The sequence below is a fragment of the Cellulomonas sp. P4_A2 genome (genome assembly GCF_056402515.1).
The window spans coordinates 16902-41569 of sequence record NZ_JBFUHG010000003.1; the positions used below are offsets into that span (position 1 = coordinate 16902).

The window sequence follows — 24668 nt, forward strand, 5'->3', positions numbered from 1 at the left end:
TTCTCCCGGAGGCGTCCACCCCTGTCGGGTGGGCGCCGTCGGTCGTTCCCGGGGTAGCGTGAGGGCGCCGCCGTCGCCGATCGAAGGAGCCTGTTCCGTGGTCAGCTCGCCCGTCATCGTGACCGTCACCGGAGCTGCCGGGCAGATCGGCTACGCGCTCCTCTTCCGGATCGCCTCGGGCCAGCTGCTCGGCCCGGACGTGCCCGTGCGCCTGCGCCTGCTGGAGATCCCGCAGGCGGTCAAGGCGGCCGAGGGCACCGCGATGGAGCTCGACGACTGCGCGTTCGCCACGCTGGACGGCGTCGAGATCTACGACGACGCGACCGCGGCGTTCGACGGGGTCAACGTGGCCCTGCTGGTGGGAGCCCGGCCGCGGACCGCTGGCATGGAGCGCGGCGACCTGCTCTCCGCCAACGGCGGCATCTTCAAGCCGCAGGGCGAGGCCATCAACGCCGGCGCTGCCTCCGACGTGCGGGTTCTCGTCGTCGGCAACCCGGCCAACACCAACGCGTTCATCGCGGCCTCGCACGCGCCCGACGTGCCCAGCGACCGCTTCACGGCGATGACCCGCCTGGACCACAACCGGGCCGTCGCCCAGCTGGCGAACAAGACGCGCTCGCGGGTGTCCGACATCTCGCGGCTGACCATCTGGGGCAACCACTCCGCGACGCAGTACCCGGACCTGTCGCACGCGACGGTCGGTGGCCGTGCCGCGCTCGAGGTGCTCGACGACGAGGTGTGGGTGCGGAACACGTTCATCCCGACCGTCGCCAAGCGCGGCGCGGCGATCATCGAGGCCCGTGGAGCCTCGTCCGCGGCGTCGGCGGCGAACGCGGCGATCGACCACGTCTACTCGTGGGTCAACGGCACGCCCGCCGGCGACTGGACCTCGGCGGGCATCGTCTCGGACGGCTCGTACGGCGTGCCCGAGGGGCTGATCTCGTCGTTCCCGGTCACCTCCGAGGGCGGCGAGTGGCGGATCGTGCCCGACCTCGCGATCGACGAGTTCTCCCGCGGGAAGATCGACGCTTCGGTCGCCGAGCTGGTCGAGGAGCGGGACGCGGTCCGGGCGCTCGGCCTGATCTGACGTGTGGGCGCAGGACGTCCCGGTCCCGCGCAAGGGCACGAGCGTGCCCGCGTTCCTCGGCTGGGCGGTGCTCGGGGCCTGCATCGGCGCGGGGTTCGGGCTCCCCGCGGTGGTCGGCCTGGTCGTCGGCATCGCCGCCGTGCTGCTGGCGGGCGTCCTCGTCGCGCGGCAGGGTCTGCTGCCGGCGCAGTGGGGACTCCTCACCGGCCTGAGCGCGCTGCCCTTCTCGCTCGCCTGGAAGAACCGGAACTGGCCGGACGCCGCCTGCACGGCCGTCGGGCCGACGTCGTGCAGCACGTCGATGTCGCCGGTGCCGTTCCTGCTGGTCGCGGTGGTGCTCGTCGTCCTCGGCGTGCTGCTGTTCGCGCGCATGCGGCGCGCGCCCCGGCTCATCGACCCGCCGAGGCGGTGACGTGCGCGTCGCCGTGCGGGTGAGGCCGGGCGCGTCGAGGACCTCCGTCGGCGGGACGTACGGCGACCGGCTCGTGGTCGCGGTGACCGTGCGCGCGGTCGACGGAGCGGCCACGCAGGCGACCCTCGCGGCGCTGGCGACGGCGCTCGGGGTGCGGCCGCGCCACGTGCGTCTGGTCTCGGGAGCGACGAGCCGGGACAAGCTCGTCGAGGTCGACGACGCCGCGGCGCCGGACCTCGACGCCCGCCTCGTTCGGCTGTATCACACATAATGTGAACAATGCAGTACGTGACTGGTTGATAGCGCTCGCCGTCACAGCGCTGAACCTCGTCGTGCTGGTCCCGGTCCTGCGCTCGGTCCGACGCGAGACGCCCGCCTAGAGCCCGTCCAGCACGGAGCGCACCGCGGCGGCGAGGGCCGCGGGGTTGTCGTGCTGCACGAAGTGCCCGCTGCCGGGGAGCACGGCGACCTCGACGCCGAGGCGGTCGTGCAGGGCCGCCGCGGCCGCGTGCCGCAGGGGAGGGGAGCCCTGGCCGACGGTGACCAGGACGCGACCGTTGCCGTCGACCAGCGGTTCCGGCTCGAACCGGCGGAACATCGCGAGGTCGCGCGCGACGGCGTCCGGGTCGGCCGGCGCCATCGTCGGCTCCCACGAGGGCCCGTAGAGCGCCGAGCCGAACCCGGCGACGCCCCCGGACGCCCAGCCCGCCACGACGTGGTCCAGCAGGCCGGGCGCCAGAGACCCGACCGCCGGTTCATGGAGCACGGCGCCCGCCAGGTGCGAGGATGCACACCCGAGCGCGAGTCCGAGCGTCGCACCACCGCTCACCCCCACGACGACCGCCCCGTCGGCGACCGGCGCCAGGGCGGCGAGCTCGACCGCGAGGTCGCCGCTGGAAGGGCGGTCCGGAACGACCAGCTCGACGTCCGGGAGCCACGGGCGCAGGCGGTCCCAGACGCGGGCTGTGGTGGCGGCGCCGTGGACCAGGAGAACGCGAGTCATGGCGCGAAGCGTAGGCCGTGAAATCGCACCAAATCGTGCTCCGCCGGACACGAGAGCGTTACGTGTCCCGTCCGATTCGGAAACATCGCGCTCCTAGCCTCCAGGCATGGATACAGCCACGGATACATTGCTGGATACGGGACGTGCGCGTCCCGGATCGCGGCCATGACCTCGGACGCCGTCGCCCGCGCCGAAAGCCGCGTCGGGAAGCCCACGGCACTCCTGGAGGTGCGCAGCCTCACCAAGCGCTTCGGCGAGGTGCTGGCGAACTCGGACGTGGACCTCACGGTCATGCCCGGCACGGTGCACGGCCTCATCGGTGAGAACGGGGCTGGGAAGAGCACGCTCCTGAAGATGATCTACGGCGTCTACACCCCGGACGAGGGGCGGATGTTCGTCGACGGGAACCTGGTCGCCCCCGGCAACCCCGCCGACGCCCGCGGCCTCGGGATCGGCATGGTGTTCCAGGACCTGCGGCTCGTCCCGGCTCTCACCGTCGCGGAGAACATCGCGCTGGCCCTGCCCGACGGTCCGACGCTCAAGCTCAAGACGCTGTCCGCCAAGATCGAGGCGGCGTCCCGGGAGTTCGGTCTGGCCGTGGACCCGACCGCGAAGGTGCGGCACCTGTCCATCGGCGAGCGGCAGCGGGCGGAGATCCTCAAGGTCCTCATGACGGGGGCGCGGCTCGTGATCCTCGACGAGCCCACCAGCGTCCTGGCCCCGCAGGAGGTCGAGGCCCTGCTCACGGTCGTCGCCTCGCTGCGTGACCAGGGCCTGGGCATCGTGCTGGTGACCCACAAGCTCAACGAGGTCCGCGCGATCGCGGACCAGGTGACCGTCCTGCGGGGCGGCCAGGCTGTCCTGACGTCGGCCGACCCGAAGGAGTTCTCCGACGAGGAGCTCGTCGAGGCGATGGTCGGCCGTCGCGTGCCGCCGCTGTCCCGGGAACGGGAGCCGGTGCCGCCGAGCGAGCGCGCGGTGCTGGAGCTGCAGGGCGCCACGGCGCTCGGCGACCGCGGGCACGTCGCGCTCAAGGGCGTCGACCTCGAGGTCCACCCGGGCGAGCTCGTCGGCGTCGCGGGCGTGGCCGGGAGCGGTCAGAAGGAGCTGTGCGAGGTGGCCCTCGGGCTGCGGCCGGTCTCGGCCGGCTCGGTGCGCGTGGGCGACTCGCCCGCGTCGGGGCTGGGGCCGTCCGAGGCCATCGCCGCCGGCGCGGTCGCGATCCCCGAGGACCCGGTCGCGGACGCGGTCGTGCCCGGGCTGTCGGTCCTCGAGCACATGGTGCTCGACGGGCGCGAGGTGCCGCGGCGCGGGTTCGGGATCGACTGGCCCGCGGTCGAGACGAGGACCACCGCCCTCGACGAGCGCGTCGGCCTGCACATGGCGCCCAAGAAGCGCACGCTCGCTTCCCTGTCCGGCGGCAACATCCAGCGTGTGCTCCTGACCCGGGAGCTGGGCCAGGACGCCACGCTCGTCGTCGCGGCGTACCCCAGCCGAGGCCTCGACGTGGCCAACACGCGCCGCACGCAGGAGGTGCTGCTCGAGCACCGCGCCCGCGGCGCCGCCGTCCTGATGGTCTCCGAGGACCTGGACGAGCTCATCTCGGTGGCCGACCGGATCGCGGTCATGCACGACGGGCACCTGGTGGGCGTCATCGACACCGCCGGCGCCGACCGGATGTCGATCGGCCGACTCATGCTCGGAGGTGTCGCATGACGCAGGAGACGCAGGGTGTCGACGAGACCGCAGCGGTCGCCGCGGCCATCGTCGCGACCGCGGTCCCGGCGGAACCACCGACCGACCGAGGGCCGAGGGTCAGCGCAGGCTGGTCGACGGCGTTCCGCTGGCTGGTCGCGGTGCTCGCGGGCCTGATCCTGTTCAGCGCCTTCGTGCTCGCCAACGGCGCCGACCCGATCGCGGTCTACGCCGACATCTGGAACTCGACCCTGACCCAGTCCGGGCAGTTCCAGCAGATCATCCTGCGCGCGGCGCCCATCGCGCTCGCGGGCCTCGCGGTGGTCGTGCCGGCCCGCGCGGGACTGGTGAACGTCGGTGGCGAGGGGCAGCTGATCATCGGCGGAATCGGCGCGGCCGCCGCCGCCCTGTGGCTCACGCCGCTCATGTCCCCGTGGGTCGTCGTGATCGCGATGATGGTCAGCGCGATGATCGCCGGCGCGCTGTGGGCCGGGATCGCGGCCGCGATGCGGCTCGTCGTGAAGGTCAACGAGGCCGTCACGACGATGCTCCTCAACTACGTCGCGCTCTACGCGATGCTCTTCCTCATCCTGGGCCCCTGGAAGGACCCGGCGGCGCTCGGGCAGTCCACGAGCGTCGAGCTGAACGACGCCGCCAAGCTGCCCGTGATCGCCGGCACCCAGATCCACATCGGCGTGATCATGGCGGTCATCGCGGCGTTCGCGGTCTGGTTCGCCCTGACCCGCACCACCTGGGGCTTCCGCCTCTCGGTGGTCGGTGGCAACGGTGAGGCGGCACGACGTGCCGGCATGCCGGTGGTCACCCTGATCCTCACCGCGCTGCTCATCGGCGGCGCGCTGGCCGGGCTGGCGGGCTTCGTGCAGTTCGCGGGCATGGAGTACAAGCTCCGGCCGACGTTCGGCCTGACCATCGGCTACGTCGCGTTCCTGGCCAGCTGGCTGTCGCGGCACAAGCCCTTGCCCCTGCTGCTGGCCTCGGTGGTGCTCGCCGCGATCGCGGTCTCCGGCAACAGCCTGCAGATCGGTTCGGGCCTGCCGGCCGCCAGCGTCAACATCCTCATGGGCCTCCTGCTCGTCGCCGTCCTCGGCTGGACGAGCCCGCGAAAGGCGACGTCATGATCATCGACCTCCTCGCCGGAGCCGTCCGCGGCGGTACCTCCATCATGTACGCGGGCCTCGGGGAGACCATCTCCGAGCGCGCAGGCATCATCAACCTCGGCACCGAGGGCTCGATGCTCCTCGGGGCGCTGGGCGGCTACGCCGTCACCGCGCAGACCGGCAACCCGTGGATCGGGGTGCTCGGCGGCGCGCTCGCGGGGGCGCTGCTGAGCCTCGTGCACGCCGTCCTCGTCGTGAGCCGCGGGGCCAACCAGTTCGCCAGCGGCCTGACGCTGTACTTCCTGGCGCTCGGCATCACCGCCCTGTTCGGCGTCGACTACGTGAGCCGGCAGATCAACTCGTTCACGCCGTACGCGATCCCAGGCCTGTCCGACATCCCGGGGATCGGGCCGATCCTGTTCGACCACGACCCGCTGGTCTACATCGCGTTCGTCGCGGCACCCGCCATCTGGTGGGTGCTGTTCCGGACCCGGGTCGGCCTGCTGATCCGGACCGCCGGCGAGCGCTCGGAGGCGCTCGGCGTCAACGGCTACAGCGTGAAGTCGGTGCGCTACTGGTCGACGATCGCGGGCGGCGCGCTGGCCGGGATCGGCGGTGCGCACATCTCGATCGCCTACGCCAACAGCTGGTTCGAGAACATGATCGCCGGCCGCGGGTTCATCGCGGTGGCCCTGGTGATCTTCGCGATGTGGAACCCGATCCGCATCATGGCGGGCGCCTACCTGTTCGGCATCGCGCTCTCGCTCGCGTCCGTGCTCCAGACGGCCGGCTACGCCGTGAACCAGTTCGCGCTGGCCGCCGTCCCCTTCGTCCTGACGCTCGTCGTCCTGGCAGTCCTGGGCAAGCGCACCATGCTCGCCGCCCCGGACGAGCTCTCCAAGGTGTTCGACAACAGTCGCACCGCTTGACCCTGCTCCGACCCTCCACCCACCCAGCCCGCCCCCGCGGGCGACCGGAAGGATCATCCATGCGGATTCGACGTTCAGCAGGTGCCCTGATCGCAGCGGCGGTGGTGGCAGTCCTCGCGGCCTGCAGCCCGGCCGTCTCCACCGACGACAGCGCCGGCTCGTCGGCGGCCCCGGCGTCCGACTCGGCCCCCGGCAAGGACGCGACCACGGTCGGCGTGATCGCGGTGGGCCCGAAGGACGACTTCGGCTACAACCAGGCGGTCTACCAGGGCGTCGAGGCGCTCCGGAAGAACTTCCCCGACATCAAGGTGCTCGACGCCTACAACATCCCCGAGGACGACACCGCCGCCACGACGATGGAGAGCATGATCGCGCAGGGCGCGACCATCATCTTCGCGACGAGCTACGGCCACCTCGACGCCGCCAAGCAGGTCGCGGCCGCGCACCCCGACGTCGTCGTCGTCCACCAGGGCGGTCTGCTCGACCCGGTCCCCGGGAACATGGGCACGTACTTCGGCAGCGTGTACGAGCCGGTGTACCTGGCGGGCATCGCCGCGGGCGCCGCCACCAAGACCGGCAAGCTCGGCTACATCTACGCCATCCCGATCCCGCAGACGCTGGCCAACATCAACGCGTTCACGCTGGGCGCCCAGTCCGTGCGGCCCGACGTCGAGGTCACGGCCGTCTCGACGACCAGCTGGTGCGACCCGGCCACGCAGGCGGACCGCGTGCAGTCGCTGCTCGGCTCCGGCGTCGACGTGGTCACGCAGCACCAGGACTGCACCAAGACGATCATCGAGGCCACCGAGGACGCCGGCGCGTACACCGTCGGCTACCACGCGGACGCGTCGTCGCTGGCCCCCAAGGGCTGGCTGACGGGTTCCGAGTGGAACTGGGGCCCGCTCTACACGGACATCGTGACCACCGCGATCGCCGGTGACTTCACGGGCAGCGAGTACAACGCGAACTACCGCGCCAACATGGCGAGCGGCGAGAACCCGTTCGTCGCGTCGAAGTTCGGTCCGAGCGTCACCGACGAGACGAAGGCCCTGATCGCCGACGCCGCCGCGAAGATCCAGGCGGGTGGCAGCCCGTTCACGGGTCCGATCACCGCGCAGGACGGGACGGTCAAGGTGGAGGCCGGCGTGACCCCGCCGATCGAGACCATCGAGCAGATGGACTACTTCGTCAAGGGCGTCACCGGCACCATCTCCTGACCACCGCCCCGGGGCCGGCCGCACGGTCGGCCCCGGGGCTCTCTCCTACCTCGAGGGGAACCATGAGCCCGTACGTGAACGCCACGACGCCGTACCCGTGGCCCTACGACGGTGACCTCGGCGGCGCGCAGACCGCGCTGCTGGTCGTCCTGACCGCGGACGCGGGGCCCGCCGCCACGGCGATCGCGCCGCAGCTCGACGCGCTCGCCGACGCCGTCCGAGCCGCCGGTGGAACGGTGGTCGTCGTCCGCACGACCGCGCCGCCGCCCGGGGGATCGCGCCTCCGAGTGCCCCTGACGGCCTCCACCGAGCTCCTCGACATCGCCCCGGACATCGACATGGTGGCCGGGGGCATCGACGGCTACTACGCCAGCGACCTCGACATCGTCCTGCGCACCGGCCGCTACCGGCGGCTGATCCTCGCCGGCGTCGGCCTGGAGACCTGCGTCCACTCGACGATGCGTGACGCCAACGACCGCGGCTACGAGTGCCTGCTCGTGGTCGACGCCTGCGTGCCGGTGGACCCGGCCCTCACCGACGCCTCGGTGTCCAGCATCGAGATGTCGGGCGGCATCTTCGGCGCGGTCGGCCTGACGGCCGACGTCGTCGCCGCCCTGACCCCTGTTCACGCGCTCACCCCTGGAGACCTGAGATGACCACCGACCAGCTCGCCACCTCGACGGACACCTCCGTGGGACCGGTGTTCGGCCCGGTCGACGCCGAGCCCTACCCCTGGCCGTACGACGGCAGCTTCTCGCCGTCGACGACCGCGATCATCAACATCGACTGGCAGCAGGACTTCTGCGGCCCGGGCGGCTACGTCGATGCCATGGGTTACGACCTCAACCTCACGCGCGCGGGCCTGGCGCCCACCGCGGCGATGCTCGAGGTGGCCCGTGAGCTGGGCTTCCACATCATCCACACGCGCGAGGGACACCGTCCGGACCTGTCCGACCTGCCGGCGAACAAGCTGTGGCGGTCGCGACGGATCAACGCGGGCATCGGCGACTCGGGCCCGTGCGGCCGGATCCTGACGCGCGGCGAGCCGGGCTGGGAGATCGTGCCGGAGGTCGCACCGCTGCCCGGCGAGGTCATCATCGACAAGCCCGGCAAGGGGTCGTTCTACGCCACCGACCTGGACCTGATCCTGCGGTCCAAGGGTGTCACGCACATCATCCTGACGGGCATCACCACGGACGTCTGCGTGCACACGACCATGCGCGACGCCAACGACCGCGGCTACGAGTGCCTGCTGCTGTCCGACTGCACGGGCGCCACCGACTACGGCAACTACCTGGCCGCGCTCAACATGGTCAAGATGCAGGGCGGGGTGTTCGGCGCGGTGGCCGACTCGGCCGCGCTGCTGGCCTCGCTGAGCTCGCCGCTCTAGCCCTCGATCGACCCCGCAGGCCGGTCTCCTCGCACGAGGAGGCCGGCCAGCGTCGTGTGCAGGGCCTCGCGCTGCGTCGCGTCGAGGCCGGCCAGGAACTCGTCGTCCTGCTCCGCCGCAAGCGCCACGGCCTGGGCGAGCAGCGTGCGTCCGGCCGGCGTGAGCTCGAGCGTGTGCCGACGACGGTTCGCCGGGTCGACCACGCGGTGCAGGGCGCCGAGCTTCTCCAGGTCGTCGACCATCGGCACGATCGCGCTCGGGACGAGCCCCAGGGCCTCGCCGATCTCTCGCTGCGAGGCGTCCGGCGCGGCGTCGACGGCGACGAGCAGCCCGACGTGCCTCGGCCGCAGCCCGAGCGGCGCGACGCGCCCGGCGAAGTCCGCCGTCATCGCCTGGCCGACCTTGCTCAGCAGGAATCCGGTCGTCGGGAACCTCTCCACGTGACCACCCTACAAGCGCCGCACTATTCACCTCGTCAACGATCGAGGGAGGGCTGAGCGGCGGGTGAGCGGACGTCTGCGCGCCCGGTACCTGCGGTTCCGCACGAATTGCCCGCAACGGTTGCTGCAAGTTACTGCAAGCGGATACCGTCTGCGCATCACCCGGCACAGCCCGCGCACAGAGACGTCCGCGGGAAGACGAAGGAGTCGCGAATGTCGCCTGCGGACGCCCCCCGACACGCCGATCGCTGGCGTCGCCCGATCGCCGCCCTGACCGCGCTGGCGGTCACCGGCCTCGGGCTGGTGACCGCGGCCGTCGTCGCGACCCCCGCCGCAGCGGCCGAACGGACCGTCGCCCTGGTCGGTGACCTGCAGAGCGAGCTCGGGTGCCCGGGGGACTGGCAGCCGGACTGCCCGCAGACCGAGCTGGCACCGACGGACGTCGCGGGCCGGTACTCCGCGGAGCTCACGGTCCCCGCGGGGACGTACTCGTACAAGGTCGCGATGAACGACGCCTGGGACGAGTCCTACGGCGGCGACGGCGGCAGCGGCAACACGCCGCTCGTGCTGGCCGGCCCGTCGACGATCCGCTTCACGTACGACGACACCACCCACCGCACGGCACTGACCCCGGTGAGCCTGGCGGACGGCTACACGCCGGCCGATGACGCGATCGTCGCGAACCCGGTGCGGGACCCCGGTGCGGCCCAGCAGTTCTACTTCGTGATGACCGACCGGTTCGCCGACGGGGACGCGACGAACGACACCGGCGGGCTGACCGGCGACCGCCTGACCACCGGGTTCGACCCGACGGACAAGGGCTTCTACGAGGGCGGCGACCTGGCGGGCCTGCACAGCAGGCTGGACTACATCCAGGGGCTCGGCAGCACGGCCATCTGGCTGACGCCGTCGTTCAAGAACCGGCCGGTTCAGGGTACGGGCGCCGACGCATCGGCCGGGTACCACGGCTACTGGATCACCGACTTCACGCAGATCGACCCGCACCTGGGCACCAACGCCGAGCTCGAGTCGCTGATCGCCGACGCCCACGCGCGCGGCATCAAGGTCTACTTCGACATCATCGCCAACCACACCGCCGACGTCATCGACTACGCGCAGCAGACGTACGGCTACGTCGACCAGGCGACGAGCCCGTACAAGGACGCGGCCGGCAACGCCTTCGACCCGCACACCTACGCGGGCACCGACACGTTCCCGACGATGGACCCGGCGACGAGCTTCCCGTACACGCCGGTGATCAAGCCGGAGGACGCCCACGTCAAGGTCCCGGACTGGCTGAACGACCCGACGCTCTACCACAACCGCGGAAACTCGACCTACACCGGGGAGTCGACGACGTACGGCGACTTCTCGGGTCTGGACGACCTCATGACCGAGAACCCGGCGGTCGTGAACGGCTTCGTCGACGTCTACGACCAGTGGGTCGACCTCGGTGTCGACGGCTTCCGCATCGACACCGCCAAGCACGTCAACTTCGAGTTCTGGCAGAAGTTCACGACGGCCGTCCGCGACCACGCGACCTCCGTCGGCAACCCCGACTTCTTCATGTTCGGCGAGGTCTACGACGCCGACCCGGCCAAGCTCTCGCCCTACCTGCGCAAGAGCGACATGAACGCCGTGCTCGACTTCACGTTCCAGTCTGCGGCGTCGAACTACGCCAAGGGCTTCTCGGCGGCAGGCCTGCACGCGCTGTACGCGGGTGACGACATGTACACGACCCCGACGACGAACGCGCAGGCGCTGCCCACGTTCCTCGGCAACCACGACATGGGCCGCATCGGCTACATGGTCAAGGACGGGACCACGCCCGAGCAGCGCTCGGCGCTCGCCCACGACCTCATGTACCTGACGCGCGGCCAGCCGGTCGTCTACTACGGCGACGAGCAGGGCTTCGAGGGCGCGGGCACGCTCAACGGGACCGACAAGGACGCCCGCCAGTCGCTGTTCGCCACGCAGGTGCCGGAGTACGCGAACCAGCAGCTGCTGGACGGGACGACCGCCGGATCGGTGGACCGCTACGACACCGACTCGGTGCTCTACCAGCACATCGCGTCGCTGGCCGCCCTGCGGGCCGGGAGCAAGGCCCTGACCGACGGCGCCCAGATCGAGCGCTACGCCGACGGGTCCGTGTACGCGTTCTCCCGCGTCGACGCGACCGAGAAGATCGAGCACCTCGTCGCCCTGAACAACGGCACGACGCCGGCCACGGTGACCGTCGACACGCTGACGCCCGGTGCCACCTTCGCCCCGCTGTACGGGACGAGCGCGACCGCGACGGCGGCCGCCGACGGCACCGTGAGCCTGACGATCCCGGCGTTGAGCGCGGTCGTCCTCAAGGCCGGGACGACGGTCGGGGCGCCGGCGACGGCGGGCCCGGTGGTTCTCAGCTCCCCCGCGCCCGGGTCCGCCCTCACGGGTCTCGTCCCGGTCACCGCTGACGTGGCGACCGACGTGTGGAGCCAGACGTCGTTCGCCTACCGGATCCTCGGCGACGACACCTGGACGCCGCTGGGCACCTCGGAGTCGACGGCCCCGCGCGTCTACGCGGACGTCAGCGCGCTCCCGGCCGGTGCCCTGGTCGAGTACCGCGCGGTCACGGTCGACGCGGCGGGCCACAAGAGCGCCGCGTCCACCTACGCGAGCGTCGGCAACGCGGTCGACGGCGTCGCACCGCCCACCGAGCCGGGTGACCTGCTCGTGACGGTCCCCGGCAGCCACAACGCCGAGATGGGCTGCCCGGGCGACTGGCAGCCGGACTGCCTGGCGGCGAAGCTCACCAAGCGGGCCGACGGGATCTACTCGGGCACGTTCACGCTGCCGGCCGGGACCTACGACTACAAGGTCGCGATCGGCGGCAGCTGGGACGAGAACTACGGTGCCGGCGGCGTCGCGGGCGGTGACAACGTGACCTACACCGTCGCCGCCGACGGACCTGTGACGTTCTACTACGACCCGACGACGCACTGGTTCACCTCGACGGCGCAGGGCCCGATCCTGACCGTCCCCGGCTCCGACAACAGCGAGCTCGGCTGCTCGGCCGACTGGGCGCCGGACTGCATGAAGACCTGGCTGCAGGACCCCGACGGCGACGGCACCTACACGTTCGTCGCCCCCGACCTGCCCGCCGGCGCCTACGAGGTCAAGGTGGCGCACAACCTGTCGTGGGACGAGAACTACGGCGCCGGGGGAGTGCCCGGCGGCGCGAACGTCCCGTTCACCGCACCCGGCGGCAAGCCCGTGACGTTCACCTACGTGCTCGCCACGCACGTGCTCTCGATCGAGGTCACCGACCCGCCGCTGCCGGGCACCGGCGTCGACCGGGCGCAGTGGATCGACGCGTCCACGATCGCGTTCCCGGACGAGTGGGTGCCGGACGGCACCGACCCGGCGACGCTCGGCTGGCGCCTGTACGGGTCGCCGACCAAGCAGCCCGTGGTCGCCGACGGCGCCGTGACCGGCGACGACGGGTCGCCCGTGGCGCTCACCTTCGTGCCGGGCGGACTGTCGAGCGCACAGCTCGGACGCTTCCCGGCGCTCGCGACCGGCTACCTCGCGCTGCACGTCGAGGCGTCGTCGCAGCGCGTGCAGGACCTGCTGCGCGGAGCCCTGCTCGTCACCCAGAGCGACGGTGAGATGGTGCAGGCCGCGACCGGGGTGCAGATCCCGGGCGTCCTGGACGACCTCTACGCCGCGAAGGCCGCCAAGCGCGCGCTCGGCACCACGTGGTCCCGCGGCGTCCCGTCGCTGGCCCTGTGGGCACCGACCGCGCAGGACGTCGACCTCCTGGTCTGGACCGGTGCCGGGGATCCCACCCGGGTCGCGGCCCAGCGGCAGAAGGACGGCTCCTGGACGGTCGCCGGCAAGAAGGCGTGGGCCGGCAAGCAGTTCCTCTGGGAGGTCACGGTCTACGCACCGACGACCGACGCCGTCGAGGTCAACCAGGTCACCGACCCGTACTCGGTCGCGCTCACGCTCAACTCGACGCGCTCGGTGCTGGTCGACCTCGCCGACAAGGCCTTCCGGCCGAGCCAGTGGGAGAAGGCGAAGCAGCCGGTCGTCCGACCCGTCGACCAGACGATCTACGAGCTGCACGTGCGTGACTTCTCGATCAACGACCTCACGGTCCCGGCCGCCCAGCGCGGCACGTACCTGGCGTTCGCGGGCAACGGCGCCGGTCGCCAGCACCTGCGGTCGCTGGAGAAGTCGGGCCTGACGACGATCCACCTGCTCCCGACGTTCGACATCGCGTCGATCCAGGAGGACCGCACGCTGCAGACCACTCCGGAATGCGACCTGGCCGCGCTGCCGCCGGACTCCGACCAGCAGCAGGCGTGCGTCATGGCACAGGCCTCGACGGACGGCTTCAACTGGGGCTACGACCCGCTGCACTGGCAGGCGCCCGAGGGCTCCTACGCGGTGCACCAGGACGGCGGCGGCCGCGTGGCCGACTTCCGGACGATGGTCGGCGCCCTGCACTCCGACGGTTTGCAGGTGGTGCTCGACCAGGTGTTCAACCACACCACGGCGAGCGGGCAGGCTCCTCAGTCGATCCTCGACCGGGTGGTGCCCGGCTACTACCAGCGGCTGAACGCCGTCGGGAACGTCGAGACGTCCACCTGCTGCCAGAACGTGGCGACCGAGCACGCGATGGCGAACAAGCTCATGGTCGACTCGGTGGTCACGTGGGCCCGCGACTACAAGGTCGACGGGTTCCGGTTCGACCTCATGGGGCACCACTCGGTGGACACCATGAAGGCGGTCCGCAAGGCGCTCGACAAGCTGACGCCGCGCAAGGACGGCGTCGACGGGTCGAACGTCTACCTCTACGGCGAGGGCTGGAACTTCGGCGAGGTCGCGAACAACGCGCTCTTCACGCAGGCCACCCAGGGCCAGCTGGGCGGCACGGGCATCGGGACGTTCTCCGACCGACTCCGTGACGCCGTCCGCGGCGGCGGACCGTTCGACACCGACCCGCGCATCCAGGGCTTCGGCTCGGGCGGCGGGACGGACCCGAACGGCAGCGCTGTCAACGGCACGGACGCCGACCAGGCGGCCCGAGCCGCGCACGACGCCGACCTGGTCCGGCTGGGCATGGCGGGCAACCTGCGGGACTTCGCCTTCGAGACGAGCTCCGGGACGGTCCAGACCGGCGCCCAGATCGACTACAACGGGCAGCCGGCGGGCTACGCCGACTCCCCGGAGGAGGTCATCACGTACGTCGATGCCCACGACAACGAGACCCTGTGGGACTCGCTGACGTACAAGCTGCCCACCGACACGGCGATGGCGGACCGCGTCCGGATGAACACCGTCTCGCTGGCCACCACGGCCCTCGCGCAGACGCCGTCGTTCTGGCACGCGGGCGCCGACCTGCTGCGGAGCAAGTCGCTCGACCGCAACAGCTACGACTCGGGTGACTGGTTCAACTCGCTCGACCTGTCCGGCAAGGACAACGGCTTCGGCCGCGGTCTGCCGCCCAAGGCCGACAACGAGGCGAAGTGGCCTCTGCAGGGGACGCTGCTGGCCGACCCGGCGCTCAAGCCGACGCCGGCCGACATCGCGGACGCCTCGGCGGCGGCCGACGACCTGCTCCGGCTGCGCTTCTCGACACCGCTGTTCCGGCTCGGCTCGGCGTCGCTCATCGAGCAGAAGGTGGCGTTCCCTGGCTCCGGCCCGGACGCCGATCCCGGCGTCGTCGTCATGACGATCGACGACACACCCCGCTGGGACCGGTCCGCGAGGCGGTGGACCACGGACGTGGACAAGAAGCTCGACGGTGTCCTCGTCGTCGTGAACGCCTCCGACGAGGCGACGACGCAGTCCGTGCCCACGCTCGCTGGGCACCGGCTGACGCTCTCGCCGGTGCAGGCGCGGGGGAGCGACCCCGTCGTCCGCACCACCACCTGGGACAAGGCGTCGGGCACGGTCACCGTGCCGGCCCGCACGGTCGCGGTCCTCGTGGAGAAGGCGGGCGGCAGGTCCTGACACAAGGCGAAGGGCCCGCGACCGTGATGGTCGCGGGCCCTTCGGCTGTGCGGATGGGGAAGAGCGTCAGCCCTTGACCGAGCCGGACATCAGACCGCCGATGAAGTACTTGCCCAGGAGCACGTACACGAGCAGCGTCGGCAGCGAGGCCAGCAGGGCGCCGGCCATCGACACGCCGTAGTTGGTGAGCAGGGCACCGTTCGCGAGGTTGTTCAGCGCGAGGGTGACCGGGCCGTTCTGGCTGGAGGAGAAGAACACCGCGAAGAGGAAGTCGTTCCAGGCCGAGGTGAACTGCCAGATGAGGACGACCACGAAGCTCGGGATCGAGATCGGGAGCACGACCGACCAGTACGTCCGCAGCATCCCGGCACCGTCCATGCGGGAGGCCTCGATGAGCTCCTCCGGCACGGACATGTAGTAGTTGCGGAAGATCAGGGTCGTGATCGGCAGACCGTAGATCACGTGCAGGATGATCAGCGACGGGATGCCCGACGGGACACCGATGCCGTTCATCAGCTGCAGCAGCGGGATCATCACGGCCTGGTACGGGATGAACATGCCGAAGAGGATCAGCGTGAAGACGAGGTCCGCGCCCTTGAAGCGCCAGCGCGCCAGGACGAACCCGTTCATCGAGCCGAGCATCGAGGAGATGATCGCGGCCGGGAGGACCATCGAGAGCGTGCGGAAGATCGACGGCGAGAGCGCCGTCCACGCCGCGCTCCAGTTCTCCATGGTCCAGAGCTGCGGCAGGTTCCAGGCGCGCGCCGGGGTGGCGTCGCCCTGCCCCTTGAAGCTGGTGACCAGCAGCACGTACACCGGGATCAGCACGATGATCACGAAGAAGATCAGCAGCGCGTACTTCAGGGTGCGACCCGTGGAGAACCGGCCGCCCGGTGCGCGCTCCGGGTTCGGAGCCTTGCCGAGGGGAGCGATCAGCTCGTCGGCTGCGACGGTCGTCATGAGGTCTTCTCCGTCCGGTTGAGGTGCACCAGGTACGGGACGATCAGCACCGCCACGATCACCAGCAGGATCACGCCGACGGCCGCGGCGTCGGAGTAGTTGAAGCTCGACTTGAAGACGTACATGTCGATCGACGGCACCTTGGTCTGGTAGTTCGCCGGCTTGGAGATCGACATGATCAGGTCGAAGGACTTCATGGACATGTGGCCGATGATGATGATCGCCGACAGCGCCACCGGGCTGAGCTGCGGGAAGATCACGTGGCGGTACATCTGCCAGGTGGACGAGCCGTCCACCTTCGCGGCCTCGCGCAGCTCCTCCGGGACGCCGCGGAAGCCGGCGAGGAACAGCGCCATGACGTAGCCGGACAGCTGCCAGATCGCGGGGATGGCGATGGCGGCGATACCGACGCTCACGTTGTTCCACCAGTTGTTCTGGAGGAACGGCAGCCCGATCATCTGGAACAGGCGGTTCAGGCCCGAGGCCGACTCACCCTGGTTGGAGTTCAGCAGCCAGCGCCACACGACACCCGAGGCGACGAACGAGACCGCCATCGGGAAGAGGTAGATGGAGCGGAACACGCCCTCGAACTTCACCGGGCGGTCCAGCAGCCACGCCCAGACGAACCCGAAGACCATCGTCCCGACGAGGAAGACGACCGTGTAGAGCGCCAGGTTCTTCAGGGAGTGCTGGAAGCTGTCCGACGAGAGCAGGTCACCGTAGTTGGTGAGGCCGACGAAGCCGGACGGCTCGCGGCCCGTCGTCTGCGCAGCGGTGTGGATGTCCTTGGTCGACGTGACCCCGTTGAGGAAGAGCAGGCCGTAGACGAAGACGGCCAACAGGATCAGGGACGGCGAGATGAGCAAGAGGGGCGGGCCCCACTTGCGGATCTGACGGGGCACGAGTGCCTCCAGTGGTTCGGAACGAGCGTGTGGACGGGCCGGGAGGTCGTCGCCGGCCCGGGTACTACTCGGCAGACGCGCCGAGACGGTCCCGCCCCGGCCCTGTTGCCAGGACCGGGACGGGACCGGATCTCAGTGCACGTGCGTGATCAGCGGATCGTCAGATCAGCTGTTCGCGGCGGCGGCGTCGGCGAGCTCGGACTGGAAGCCCGCAACGTCGGACGCACCGGTCGTGAACTTGGACGTGGCGTCGCTGATCGCGTTCGACCAGGCGGCCGGGGCAGCGGCACCGTGCGCCAGCGAGGAGACGATGGTGTCCTCACCGAACGACTTGATGGCCGACTGCTGGTACGCGGAGAAGTCAGCCGGGTCGGCGTCCGTGCGGGCCGGGATGGAACCCTTGGCCTTGTTGAACGCGACCTGGCCCTCGAGCGAGCCGATCGTCTCGAGCCAGTTCTTCGCGCCACCGGGGTGCGGGGCACCGACGGGGAGCGTGAAGGAGTCGGCCAGGAAGTCGAACACGCCGTCCGTGCCGGGGACCGGGAAGTAGACGTAGTCGGCCGGGGAAGCCTTGCCGGCCTCCTCGAACGCGGCCACGGCCCAGTCGCCCATGACGTTGAACGCGGCGTTGCCGTCGATGACCTGCTGCGTGGCGTCCGGCCAGTCGAGGCCGTCACGGTCCGTGTTCGTGTAGCTGATCAGCTTGCCGAAGTCCTCGAGCGCCTTGCCGACCTCGGGGCTGGTCCAGTCGGTCGACCCGTCCCACAGGCCGGAGTAGCCGTCGGCACCCAGGTCGGAGAGGAGGATCGTCTCGAGCAGGTTGACCTGGGTCCAGGTCGTGGCGACCGAGAGCGGCGTGCGGCCGGTCTTCTCCTTGACGGCGTCCAGCGCGACGAACCAGTCGTCGAGCGTGGCGTACGTCGCGGCCGGGTCGAGGCCCGCGTCCGTGAGGAGCTGGGTGTTGGCCCAGACGACGTTGGCACGGTGGATGTTCGACGGGATCGAGTAGATCTTGCCGTCGACCGTCAGGCGGTCCACGAGGTCCGCCGGGAAGGCGTCGCGCAGGCCGAACTCGTCGTACAGCGCCGAGACGTCCTCGACCTGACCGGCGTTGATGTAGTCGGTCAGCTCCGCGCCCGCGTGGGCCTGGAACGTGTCCGGCGGGTCGTTCGCCTGGAGGCGCGACTGCAGCAGGTCCTTGGCGGCCGAACCGGCGCCACCAGCAACCGCACCGTTGACGAACTCGGTCTCCGGGTGCTGCTCGTTGAACACGCTGACGAGCGCGTCGAGGCCGAGCTTCTCGGAGCCGCTGGCCCACCAGGTGAAGACCTCGACCTGGTCGGCGCCCTCGGCACCGGCGCTCGCGCCGTCCGAGGAGTTGTCGCCGCTGTCACCGTTGCTGCAAGCAGCCAGCGCGAGGCTGGCAACCGCGATACCGGCGGCGACCGCTGTGATCCTGCGTCCTGTACGCATCTGTCTCCTACGCCTTCTTTGCCGTGGATAGGGGGGTGCTGCTGGACGAGGGACCCGAGGGTCCCGCGGCCCGGAGTTCGCCATCCGATGCGGGAGCGTTCGGGTGGCGTTCGGACGGAGGCTCGGCAGTGCGCCTCGTCCGATCCGCGTCACATCTCATCGTCGGAGAGGCCTTGAAGTCAAGAAATGAACGAATGCGTCGCCAAATCGTGATCTGGGCTTCATCTCGCGCAGCCACGGGGTGCGGCCTCGGCGTTCACACCCCGGGGTGACAAGGTCGGACCTGCAGGTTCACCCGTCCAGCCGCAGGTGAACGGGCAAGTCGTGCTCAATGCCCTGTTCTACGCATATCGGACCGGGTGAGGTCCGAGCCGCGCACGAGTCCGCTCAGATACGCGTGTGTATCCTGCGCGCGTGGGCAATGACCGGGTCACTCCGGGCTCCCAGACTTCACTGCGTGAAGCCAACAGGGCGCGGATCGTCAGCGCCGTCCAGCAGCGTGGCTCGCTCACGCAGGTCGAGCTGGCCGGCGTCACTGGCCTGTCCCCAGCCACCGTGTCGAACATCGTCAAGGAGCTGACGAGCGCCGGCGTCCTGCACACCGCGCCCACCTCGCGCTCGGGTCGTCGGGCCCAGCAGGTCACGCTCGCCCGCAACCTCGGCCTCGTCGCCGGGATGCACTTCGGGACCCGCTCGCTGCGGGTGGCCCTGTCCGACGTGGCCCACCGGATCGTCGCCGAGCAGCGGATGCCGCTGCCGCCCGACCACCGCGCTGACCAGGGGCTCGAGCGCGCCGCGCTGCTGCTGACCGAGATGGTCGACTCGGTCGACGCGTCCCTCTCGGAGGTGCTGGCGATAGGCGTCGGCGTGCCCGCTCCCGTCGACGTGCGCACCGGCCGGATCTCCTCGATCGGCATGCTGCGTGGGTGGGACGGTGCCGCGGTCCCGGACCTTCTGGGCAAGCGGCTCGGGCTGCCCGTCTACGTGGACAACGACGCGAACCTGGGGGCGCTCGCCGAGGTCCGGCTGGGTGCCGCGCGCGGACGGGCGGACGTCGTCTACATCCACGCGTCGCACGGCGTCGGCGGTGGACTGGTGCTCAACGGCGAGGTGTTCCACGGCCGCGCGGGCGGGGCCGGCGAGATCGGGCACTCGACGGTCGACGACAACGGGCCGGTCTGCCGTTGTGGCAACCGCGGGTGCCTCGAGATGTACGTCGGGGCGCCGATACTTCTGGACATGCTGCGCCCGAGCCACGGGAACTTGACGCTGCGCGGAGCGATCGCGCGCGCCGAGGCCGGCGACGCCGGGTGCCGACGCGTCATCGCCGATGCCGGGCACCACCTGGGTGTCGTCGCCGCGGGCGTGAGCAACCTGTTCGACCCCGAGCTCGTGGTCATCGGCGGTGAGCTCGCGGACGCCGGCGAGCTGCTGCTGGAGCCGATCCGTGCCGTCATGGCGCAGCGCAGGATCCCGAGCACGGCCGGCCCGATCCCGGTCGTCGGGGCCGAGCTCGGCGCTGCGGCGGAGGTGCGCGGAGCCCTCGCGATCGCGCTCGACAGGGTGACCATCGGTGCGCCCGGGACGGTGCTCGCATGAGTGCTCGCGCAAGGCTGCGACGCAAGGTGGTGGCGCTGGTCCTCGCCGCGCTGTCGCTCGCCCTGGTCTCGTGCGTCCCCGCCAGCACGCCGCACGCCGAGATGGCCATCGCCCTGCTCCTGCCGGAGTCCAAGACCGCGCGGTACGAGGCCGTCGACCGGCCCTCCTTCGAGGGTCTGGTGGCGCGCCGGTGCGCGGAGTGCAAGGTGCTCTACGCCAACGCCGACCAGGACGCCGCGCTCCAGCAGCAGCAGGCCGAGGCGGTGCTGACCCAGGGGGCCGGCGTGATCGTCCTGGACGCGGTCGACGCCGACGCCGCGGTCGGCATCGTCGCGGAGGCCAACCGCCGGGGCGTGCCCGTGATCGCCTACGACCGGTTCATCGCGAACGCCGGCATCGACTACTACGTGTCCTTCGACAGCCGTCGGATCGGCCAGCTCCAGGGTGAGGCCCTGGCACGTGCGCTCGCCCTCGAGGGGATGAGTCCGGAGAACCCCAAGGGAGTGCTGATGGTGAACGGCGCGGCCACGGACCCCAACTCCGCGCAGCTAGAGAGCGGTGCCAGGGGCGCGTTCGAGGGGCTGCCGATCACGGTGCTCGCGGAGTACGACACCCCCGACTGGAGCCCGGACAAGGCGCAGGAGTGGGTGACCGGGCAGCTGACGGAGTTCTCCGGGCAGGTCGATGCGGTGCTCGCCGCGAACGACGGCACCGCGGGCGGAGCCATCTCGGCGATGCGCGCGGCCGGTCTGAACCCGATCCCGCCCGTCACCGGTCAGGATGCCGAGCTCACCGCGATGCAGCGGATCGTCACGGGCGACCAGGTGATGACCGTCTACAAGGCCATCAACGAGCAGGCGCGCACGGCCGCCGAGCTCGCGGTCCGGGTGCTGCGCGGCGAGTCGCCCATGACCACGTCGCGGGTGCAGGGCGTGCCGGCCCTGATCCTCGAGCCCGTGTCCGTCAACATCGGCAACCTTCGCCGCGTCATCATCGACGGCGGCGTCTACACGACCGAGGAGATCTGCGTGCAGCCCTATACCGAGGCGTGCGCCCAGGCCGGACTGTTCGACGAGAGGGGTGCCCGGTGAACGACGTCCTCGCCGGCCCCGACGGTGCCGTGAATCACGGCTCCGCGACCCCCGTGCTCTCGCTGCGCGGCGTCTCCAAGAGCTACGGCGCGGTGCGCGCGCTCGTCGACATCGACTTCGAGGTGCGCGCCCACGAGGTCGTCGCCGTGATCGGCGACAACGGCGCGGGAAAGTCCACCCTCGTCGGAACGCTGACCGGAGCGCTCGCGCCCGACAGCGGCGAGGTGGTCGTCGACGGACGACCCGTGACGCTGTCCGACCCGGCCGTCGCCCGCGGGTACGGGATCGCCGCGGTGTTCCAGGACCTAGCCCTCTGCCAGAACCTCGACGTCGTCGAGAACCTCTACCTCGGGCACGAGGTCGAGCGCGGGATGCTGCTCGACGAGGTCGCGATGGAGAAGCACGCCTGGGAGCTGCTCAACCAGCTCGCCGCGCGCGTTCCCTCGGTGCGGGTGCCCGTCGCCGCACTCTCGGGAGGCCAGCGCCAGGCGGTCGCGATCGCCCGGTCGCTGCTCGGCGACCCACGCGTGATCGTCCTCGACGAGCCGACCGCCGCGCTCGGGCTGCGGCAGACCGCGGAGTTCCTCACGCTGGTCGAGCGCCTGCGCGAGCGCGGCCACGGCGTGGTCCTGACCAGCCACTCGCTCGCCGACGTGCAGGCCGTCGCCGACCGGATCGTGGTGCTGCGCCTCGGCCGGACCAACGGGGAGTTCGACGCCGCCAAGACCAGCTACGAAGAGCTGCTCGCCGCCGTCACGGGAATCCGGAGCGAACGATGAGCGCCCTGAGCACCATGAGCGCCCTGCCCGAGGAGCAGCCGAGCATCTGGGCGTCCTCGTGGCAGCGCCTGCGCACGGGCGACGCGGGCGTGCTGCCCATCAGCGCCGTGCTCGTCATCATCTGGCTGGTCTTCCAGGTGCTGAACCCGCACTTCCTGTCCAGCGACAACATGGTCAACATCACGCAGCAGTCCGCGTCGACCGGCGTCATCGCGCTCGGCGTCGTGCTCACGCTGCACATCGGCCAGATCGACCTCTCCGTCGGCGCGGTCTCAGGGCTCGCCGCGGCCGTCGTTGCCGTCTGCTCGGTCCAGCTGGGCTGGGCCTTCCCGCTCGCGTTCGCGGCGTCGCTGGCCGTCGGTGTCGTCGTCGGCTCGATCTACGCCGCGCTGCAGACGAGGCTCGCCGTTCCCAGCTTCGTGTTCACGCTGGCCGGCCTGCTCGTGGTCACCGGCCTGCAGATCCGGGTGCTCGGCCCGACCGGCTCGGTCAACGTGCCCTTCGAGTCCCCGCTCGTCGAGTTCTGCCAGACGGCGTTCCTCGACCCGGCCCTGTCCTGGGCGCTCGTGCTTCTGGTCGTCGCCGGCTACTCGGCCGGGCGCCTGATGGACCGGACGCGCCGCGCGCGCGCAGAGCTGCCGGTCAGCTCGGCGTTCGAGCTCGTCACGCGGGTGGCGGTCCTCGCGGTCGTCCTGTCGATCTCGGTGGCTTACCTGAACACCAACCGCGGCGTCGGGGCGGTGTTCGCGCTGTTCGTCGGCCTGGTCGCCGTCGTCGACCTGCTGCTGCGCCGCACCCGCTGGGGCCGCTCCGTGCGGGCCGTCGGCGGCGACGTCGAGGCGGCCCGCAAGGCCGGCGTGCCCGTGCGCCGGGTCTTCTTCACGGTGTTCGTCCTCTGCTCGACGTTCGCGGCGCTCGGCGGCGTGCTCGCCGTGGGCCGTCTGGCCGCCGCCAACCAGGGCACCGGCGCGAGCGACACCAACCTCACGGCCATCGCCGCGGCGATCATCGGCGGGACGAGCCTGTTCGGCGGGCGCGGCTCGGCGTGGTCCGCGCTCGTCGGCATCCTGGTCATCCAGTCGATCGCGACCGGGCTGACCCTGCTCAACCTCGACACCTCGGCCCGGCTCGTCGTCACCGGCCTCGTGCTCGCGCTCGCGGTCACCATCGACGCGCTGCAGGCCCGGGCTCGGGAGAGCTACCGCTCGGTGGCCACCTGACGGCTAGTAGTGGGCCATCACCTGGCGCAGAGGATGCCCCAGGGCGGTTGCGACTTCGGCGAGCTCCGCCTCGGTCAGCCAGCCTCGCTGCGGGTTGAGCACGGACAGCTCGGACTGGGCGAAGCCGGCCGGCCAGTCATAGGTCAGGTCGTTCAGGCTCGTCGCCTTGCCGCAGCAGGGGGTGCTCACGCGCAGGTCCGCGAACCCGCCGGCGCCCGCCGCCGCCATCTGCTCGCCCCACCAGACCTCCGCGAGCTCCGCGCCGCACAGTGGACAACCCAGACGCTCGAAGTTGGCGCCCTGATCGATGAAGGTGACGCCGGCGTACAGCTCGGCCTCGACCTCGTCGGCGCCCGGGACGAGAGCGGAGAGGACCACCGCCGCGCGTTCCGCCGCGTCGCGCTCCGGCCGCCAGGCGGGGTCGGTCGGGATGAGGCGCAGGTAGTTGTCGCTCATTGGCGGCCTACTTGAAGACGATGGTCCGGTGGCCGTCGAGCAGCACGCGGTGCTCGGCGTGCCAGCGCACGGCGCGTGCCAGAGCACGGCGCTCGACGTCCTGACCCAGTGCGACGAGGTCCTCGACGGCCCGCGAGTGGTCGACGCGCTCGACGTCCTGCTCGATGATCGGGCCCTCGTCGAGGTCGCCCGTCACGTAGTGCGCGGTCGCGCCGATCAGCTTGACCCCGCGGTCGTGGGCCTGCGCGTAGGGGCGGGCGCCCTTGAACGACGGCAGGAACGAGTGGTGGATGTTGATCACTCGGCCCTGCAGTCGTCGGCACAGGTCGTCGGACAGGATCTGCATGTACCGCGCGAGCACGACGAGCTCGACGTCGAGCTCATCGACGAGCTCCAGCAGCCGGGACTCGGCCTGCGCCTTCGTCGCGGAGGTGACCGGGACGTGGTGGAACGGGATGCCGTAGAAGCTCGCGAGCGGTTCGAGCGCGGTGTGGTTGGAGACGACCGCGACGAGGTCGACCGGCAGGTTCTCCGACCGCTGCCGGAACGCCAGGTCGTTGAGGCAGTGCGCCGCGGTGGAGCCCATGACGAGCGTGCGGACGGGGCGCCCGACGACGTCGAGGGACCACTGCATGCCGAACTGCTCGCCCAGCCGGGACAGTGCCGCCGTCAGGGTGTCGCGCGGCGTGGACGCCGTGACCTGCACGCGCATGAAGAAGAGCCCCGACAGCGGGTCGCCGAACTGCTGCGACTCGGTGATGTTGCCGCCGTGCTCGGCGAGCAGGCCGGCGACGGCGTGCACGATGCCCGGCCGGTCGGGGCAGGACAGCGAGAGCACCCAGTGGGTCGGTTCGATCGTGGCGGAGGACACGAGGTCCGAGAGTAGTGGTC

The 24668-nt window shown here is 70.9% G+C and carries 21 protein-coding genes; 14 read left to right on the forward strand and 7 right to left on the reverse strand.

Translation table 11 applies throughout. The annotated features are described in order from the left end of the window. Positions 1-97 precede the first annotated feature (97 nt). From AC1DUE_RS04070 to AC1DUE_RS04080, 3 genes are read left to right on the forward strand one after another with little or no spacing between them, the layout of a single operon-like run. Entirely contained in the window at positions 98-1087 is a 990-nt protein-coding gene (locus tag AC1DUE_RS04070; RefSeq protein ID WP_477038119.1) for a malate dehydrogenase, read from the forward strand. 1 nt (position 1088) lies between these two features. Then, positions 1089-1499, forward strand: coding sequence for a hypothetical protein (locus AC1DUE_RS04075; protein ID WP_477038120.1), 411 nt, complete (start codon positions 1089-1091; stop codon positions 1497-1499). Position 1500: 1 nt separating this feature from the next. Further along, positions 1501-1770, forward strand: coding sequence for a DUF167 domain-containing protein (locus AC1DUE_RS04080; protein WP_477038121.1), 270 nt, complete (start codon positions 1501-1503; stop codon positions 1768-1770). Between the two features lie 105 nt (positions 1771-1875). Here the strand turns inward: AC1DUE_RS04080 and AC1DUE_RS04085 are convergent, their stop codons facing one another. Beyond that, on the reverse strand, positions 1876-2502 hold the full coding sequence (locus AC1DUE_RS04085) for an alpha/beta fold hydrolase (RefSeq protein WP_477038122.1): 627 nt from the start codon (positions 2500-2502) through the stop codon (positions 1876-1878). A gap of 165 nt (positions 2503-2667) precedes the next feature. On the opposite strand from AC1DUE_RS04085, the gene AC1DUE_RS04090 reads away from it, so the two are divergent. The 6 genes from AC1DUE_RS04090 (at position 2668) to biuH (ending at position 8851) form a co-directional block, all read left to right on the forward strand. Then, positions 2668-4218 (forward strand): ABC transporter ATP-binding protein, encoded by a 1551-nt coding sequence (locus AC1DUE_RS04090; RefSeq protein WP_477038123.1) that lies wholly within the window; start codon positions 2668-2670, stop codon positions 4216-4218. Next, positions 4215-5336 (forward strand): ABC transporter permease, encoded by a 1122-nt coding sequence (locus AC1DUE_RS04095; RefSeq protein ID WP_477038124.1) that lies wholly within the window; start codon positions 4215-4217, stop codon positions 5334-5336. Before AC1DUE_RS04090 ends, AC1DUE_RS04095 begins: the two co-directional genes overlap by 4 nt. Beyond that, entirely contained in the window at positions 5333-6244 is a 912-nt protein-coding gene (locus tag AC1DUE_RS04100) for an ABC transporter permease (protein ID WP_477038125.1), read from the forward strand. The genes AC1DUE_RS04095 and AC1DUE_RS04100 overlap by 4 nt, the downstream gene beginning before the upstream one ends. A gap of 59 nt (positions 6245-6303) precedes the next feature. Then, positions 6304-7461: a BMP family ABC transporter substrate-binding protein gene (locus tag AC1DUE_RS04105; protein ID WP_477038126.1), complete on the forward strand. Its 1158-nt coding sequence runs from the start codon at positions 6304-6306 to the stop codon at positions 7459-7461. A gap of 62 nt (positions 7462-7523) precedes the next feature. Beyond that, positions 7524-8117: a cysteine hydrolase family protein gene (locus AC1DUE_RS04110; RefSeq protein WP_477038127.1), complete on the forward strand. Its 594-nt coding sequence runs from the start codon at positions 7524-7526 to the stop codon at positions 8115-8117. After that, entirely contained in the window at positions 8114-8851 is a 738-nt protein-coding gene (gene biuH, locus AC1DUE_RS04115; RefSeq protein ID WP_477038128.1) for a biuret amidohydrolase, read from the forward strand. The genes AC1DUE_RS04110 and biuH overlap by 4 nt, the downstream gene beginning before the upstream one ends. Here the strand turns inward: biuH and AC1DUE_RS04120 are convergent. Then, positions 8848-9291, reverse strand: a complete 444-nt coding sequence (locus tag AC1DUE_RS04120) for a MarR family winged helix-turn-helix transcriptional regulator (protein ID WP_477038129.1) — start codon at positions 9289-9291, stop codon at positions 8848-8850. The genes biuH and AC1DUE_RS04120 overlap by 4 nt on opposite strands. A gap of 213 nt (positions 9292-9504) precedes the next feature. On the opposite strand from AC1DUE_RS04120, the gene pulA reads away from it, so the two are divergent. After that, positions 9505-15297 (forward strand): pullulanase-type alpha-1,6-glucosidase, encoded by a 5793-nt coding sequence (gene pulA / locus AC1DUE_RS04125; RefSeq protein WP_477038130.1) that lies wholly within the window; start codon positions 9505-9507, stop codon positions 15295-15297. A gap of 66 nt (positions 15298-15363) precedes the next feature. Here the strand turns inward: pulA and AC1DUE_RS04130 are convergent, their stop codons facing one another. From AC1DUE_RS04130 to AC1DUE_RS04140, 3 genes are all read right to left on the reverse strand, one after another. Further along, entirely contained in the window at positions 15364-16257 is an 894-nt protein-coding gene (locus AC1DUE_RS04130; protein ID WP_477038131.1) for a carbohydrate ABC transporter permease, read from the reverse strand. Then, positions 16254-17159: a carbohydrate ABC transporter permease gene (locus AC1DUE_RS04135; protein ID WP_477038132.1), complete on the reverse strand. Its 906-nt coding sequence runs from the start codon at positions 17157-17159 to the stop codon at positions 16254-16256. The genes AC1DUE_RS04130 and AC1DUE_RS04135 overlap by 4 nt, the downstream gene beginning before the upstream one ends. Before the next feature lie 165 nt (positions 17160-17324). After that, entirely contained in the window at positions 17325-18632 is a 1308-nt protein-coding gene (locus AC1DUE_RS04140; protein WP_477038133.1) for an ABC transporter substrate-binding protein, read from the reverse strand. Between the two features lie 414 nt (positions 18633-19046). On the opposite strand from AC1DUE_RS04140, the gene AC1DUE_RS04145 reads away from it, so the two are divergent. The 4 genes from AC1DUE_RS04145 to AC1DUE_RS04160 are packed head-to-tail and all read left to right on the forward strand — an operon-like array spanning position 19047 to position 23321. Then, on the forward strand, positions 19047-20231 hold the full coding sequence (locus AC1DUE_RS04145) for an ROK family transcriptional regulator (protein ID WP_477038134.1): 1185 nt from the start codon (positions 19047-19049) through the stop codon (positions 20229-20231). After that, complete coding sequence (locus tag AC1DUE_RS04150; protein ID WP_477038135.1) at positions 20228-21322, forward strand: substrate-binding domain-containing protein; 1095 nt, start codon at positions 20228-20230, stop codon at positions 21320-21322. The genes AC1DUE_RS04145 and AC1DUE_RS04150 overlap by 4 nt, the downstream gene beginning before the upstream one ends. Continuing rightward, positions 21319-22101, forward strand: a complete 783-nt coding sequence (locus AC1DUE_RS04155; RefSeq protein WP_477038136.1) for an ATP-binding cassette domain-containing protein — start codon at positions 21319-21321, stop codon at positions 22099-22101. The genes AC1DUE_RS04150 and AC1DUE_RS04155 overlap by 4 nt, the downstream gene beginning before the upstream one ends. After that, positions 22098-23321 carry a sugar ABC transporter permease gene (locus tag AC1DUE_RS04160; protein WP_477038137.1) on the forward strand — a complete coding sequence of 408 codons (1224 nt, stop codon included), beginning with the start codon at positions 22098-22100 and terminating at the stop codon, positions 23319-23321. The genes AC1DUE_RS04155 and AC1DUE_RS04160 overlap by 4 nt, the downstream gene beginning before the upstream one ends. Positions 23322-23324: 3 nt before the next feature. Here AC1DUE_RS04160 and AC1DUE_RS04165 read toward each other — a convergent pair whose 3' ends face one another. Together AC1DUE_RS04165 and purU are read right to left on the reverse strand one after the other, a co-directional pair. Next, the gene (locus tag AC1DUE_RS04165) at positions 23325-23777 is read right to left on the reverse strand and encodes a hypothetical protein (RefSeq protein ID WP_477038138.1); all 453 of its coding nucleotides are present in this window, start codon (positions 23775-23777) and stop codon (positions 23325-23327) included. A gap of 7 nt (positions 23778-23784) precedes the next feature. Then, complete coding sequence (gene purU / locus AC1DUE_RS04170; protein ID WP_477038139.1) at positions 23785-24648, reverse strand: formyltetrahydrofolate deformylase; 864 nt, start codon at positions 24646-24648, stop codon at positions 23785-23787. Positions 24649-24668: the final 20 nt, after the last annotated feature.

Bases quoted from the DNA above. Each gene is read 5' to 3' on its own strand.
- AC1DUE_RS04100 (WP_477038125.1), top strand. From the start codon at position 5,333: ATGATCATCGACCTCCTCGCCGGAGCCGTCCGCGGCGGTACCTCCATC.
- AC1DUE_RS04110 (WP_477038127.1), top strand. From the start codon at position 7,524: ATGAGCCCGTACGTGAACGCCACGACGCCGTACCCGTGGCCCTACGAC.
- AC1DUE_RS04150 (WP_477038135.1), top strand. From the start codon at position 20,228: ATGAGTGCTCGCGCAAGGCTGCGACGCAAGGTGGTGGCGCTGGTCCTC.
- AC1DUE_RS04140 (WP_477038133.1), bottom strand. From the start codon at position 18,632: ATGCGTACAGGACGCAGGATCACAGCGGTCGCCGCCGGTATCGCGGTT.
- AC1DUE_RS04165 (WP_477038138.1), bottom strand. From the start codon at position 23,777: ATGAGCGACAACTACCTGCGCCTCATCCCGACCGACCCCGCCTGGCGG.
- AC1DUE_RS04160 (WP_477038137.1), top strand. From the start codon at position 22,098: ATGAGCGCCCTGAGCACCATGAGCGCCCTGCCCGAGGAGCAGCCGAGC.
- pulA (WP_477038130.1), top strand. From the start codon at position 9,505: ATGTCGCCTGCGGACGCCCCCCGACACGCCGATCGCTGGCGTCGCCCG.
- AC1DUE_RS04095 (WP_477038124.1), top strand. From the start codon at position 4,215: ATGACGCAGGAGACGCAGGGTGTCGACGAGACCGCAGCGGTCGCCGCG.
- AC1DUE_RS04105 (WP_477038126.1), top strand. From the start codon at position 6,304: ATGCGGATTCGACGTTCAGCAGGTGCCCTGATCGCAGCGGCGGTGGTG.
- biuH (WP_477038128.1), top strand. From the start codon at position 8,114: ATGACCACCGACCAGCTCGCCACCTCGACGGACACCTCCGTGGGACCG.
- AC1DUE_RS04130 (WP_477038131.1), bottom strand. From the start codon at position 16,257: ATGACGACCGTCGCAGCCGACGAGCTGATCGCTCCCCTCGGCAAGGCT.
- AC1DUE_RS04085 (WP_477038122.1), bottom strand. From the start codon at position 2,502: ATGACTCGCGTTCTCCTGGTCCACGGCGCCGCCACCACAGCCCGCGTC.
- AC1DUE_RS04090 (WP_477038123.1), top strand. From the start codon at position 2,668: ATGACCTCGGACGCCGTCGCCCGCGCCGAAAGCCGCGTCGGGAAGCCC.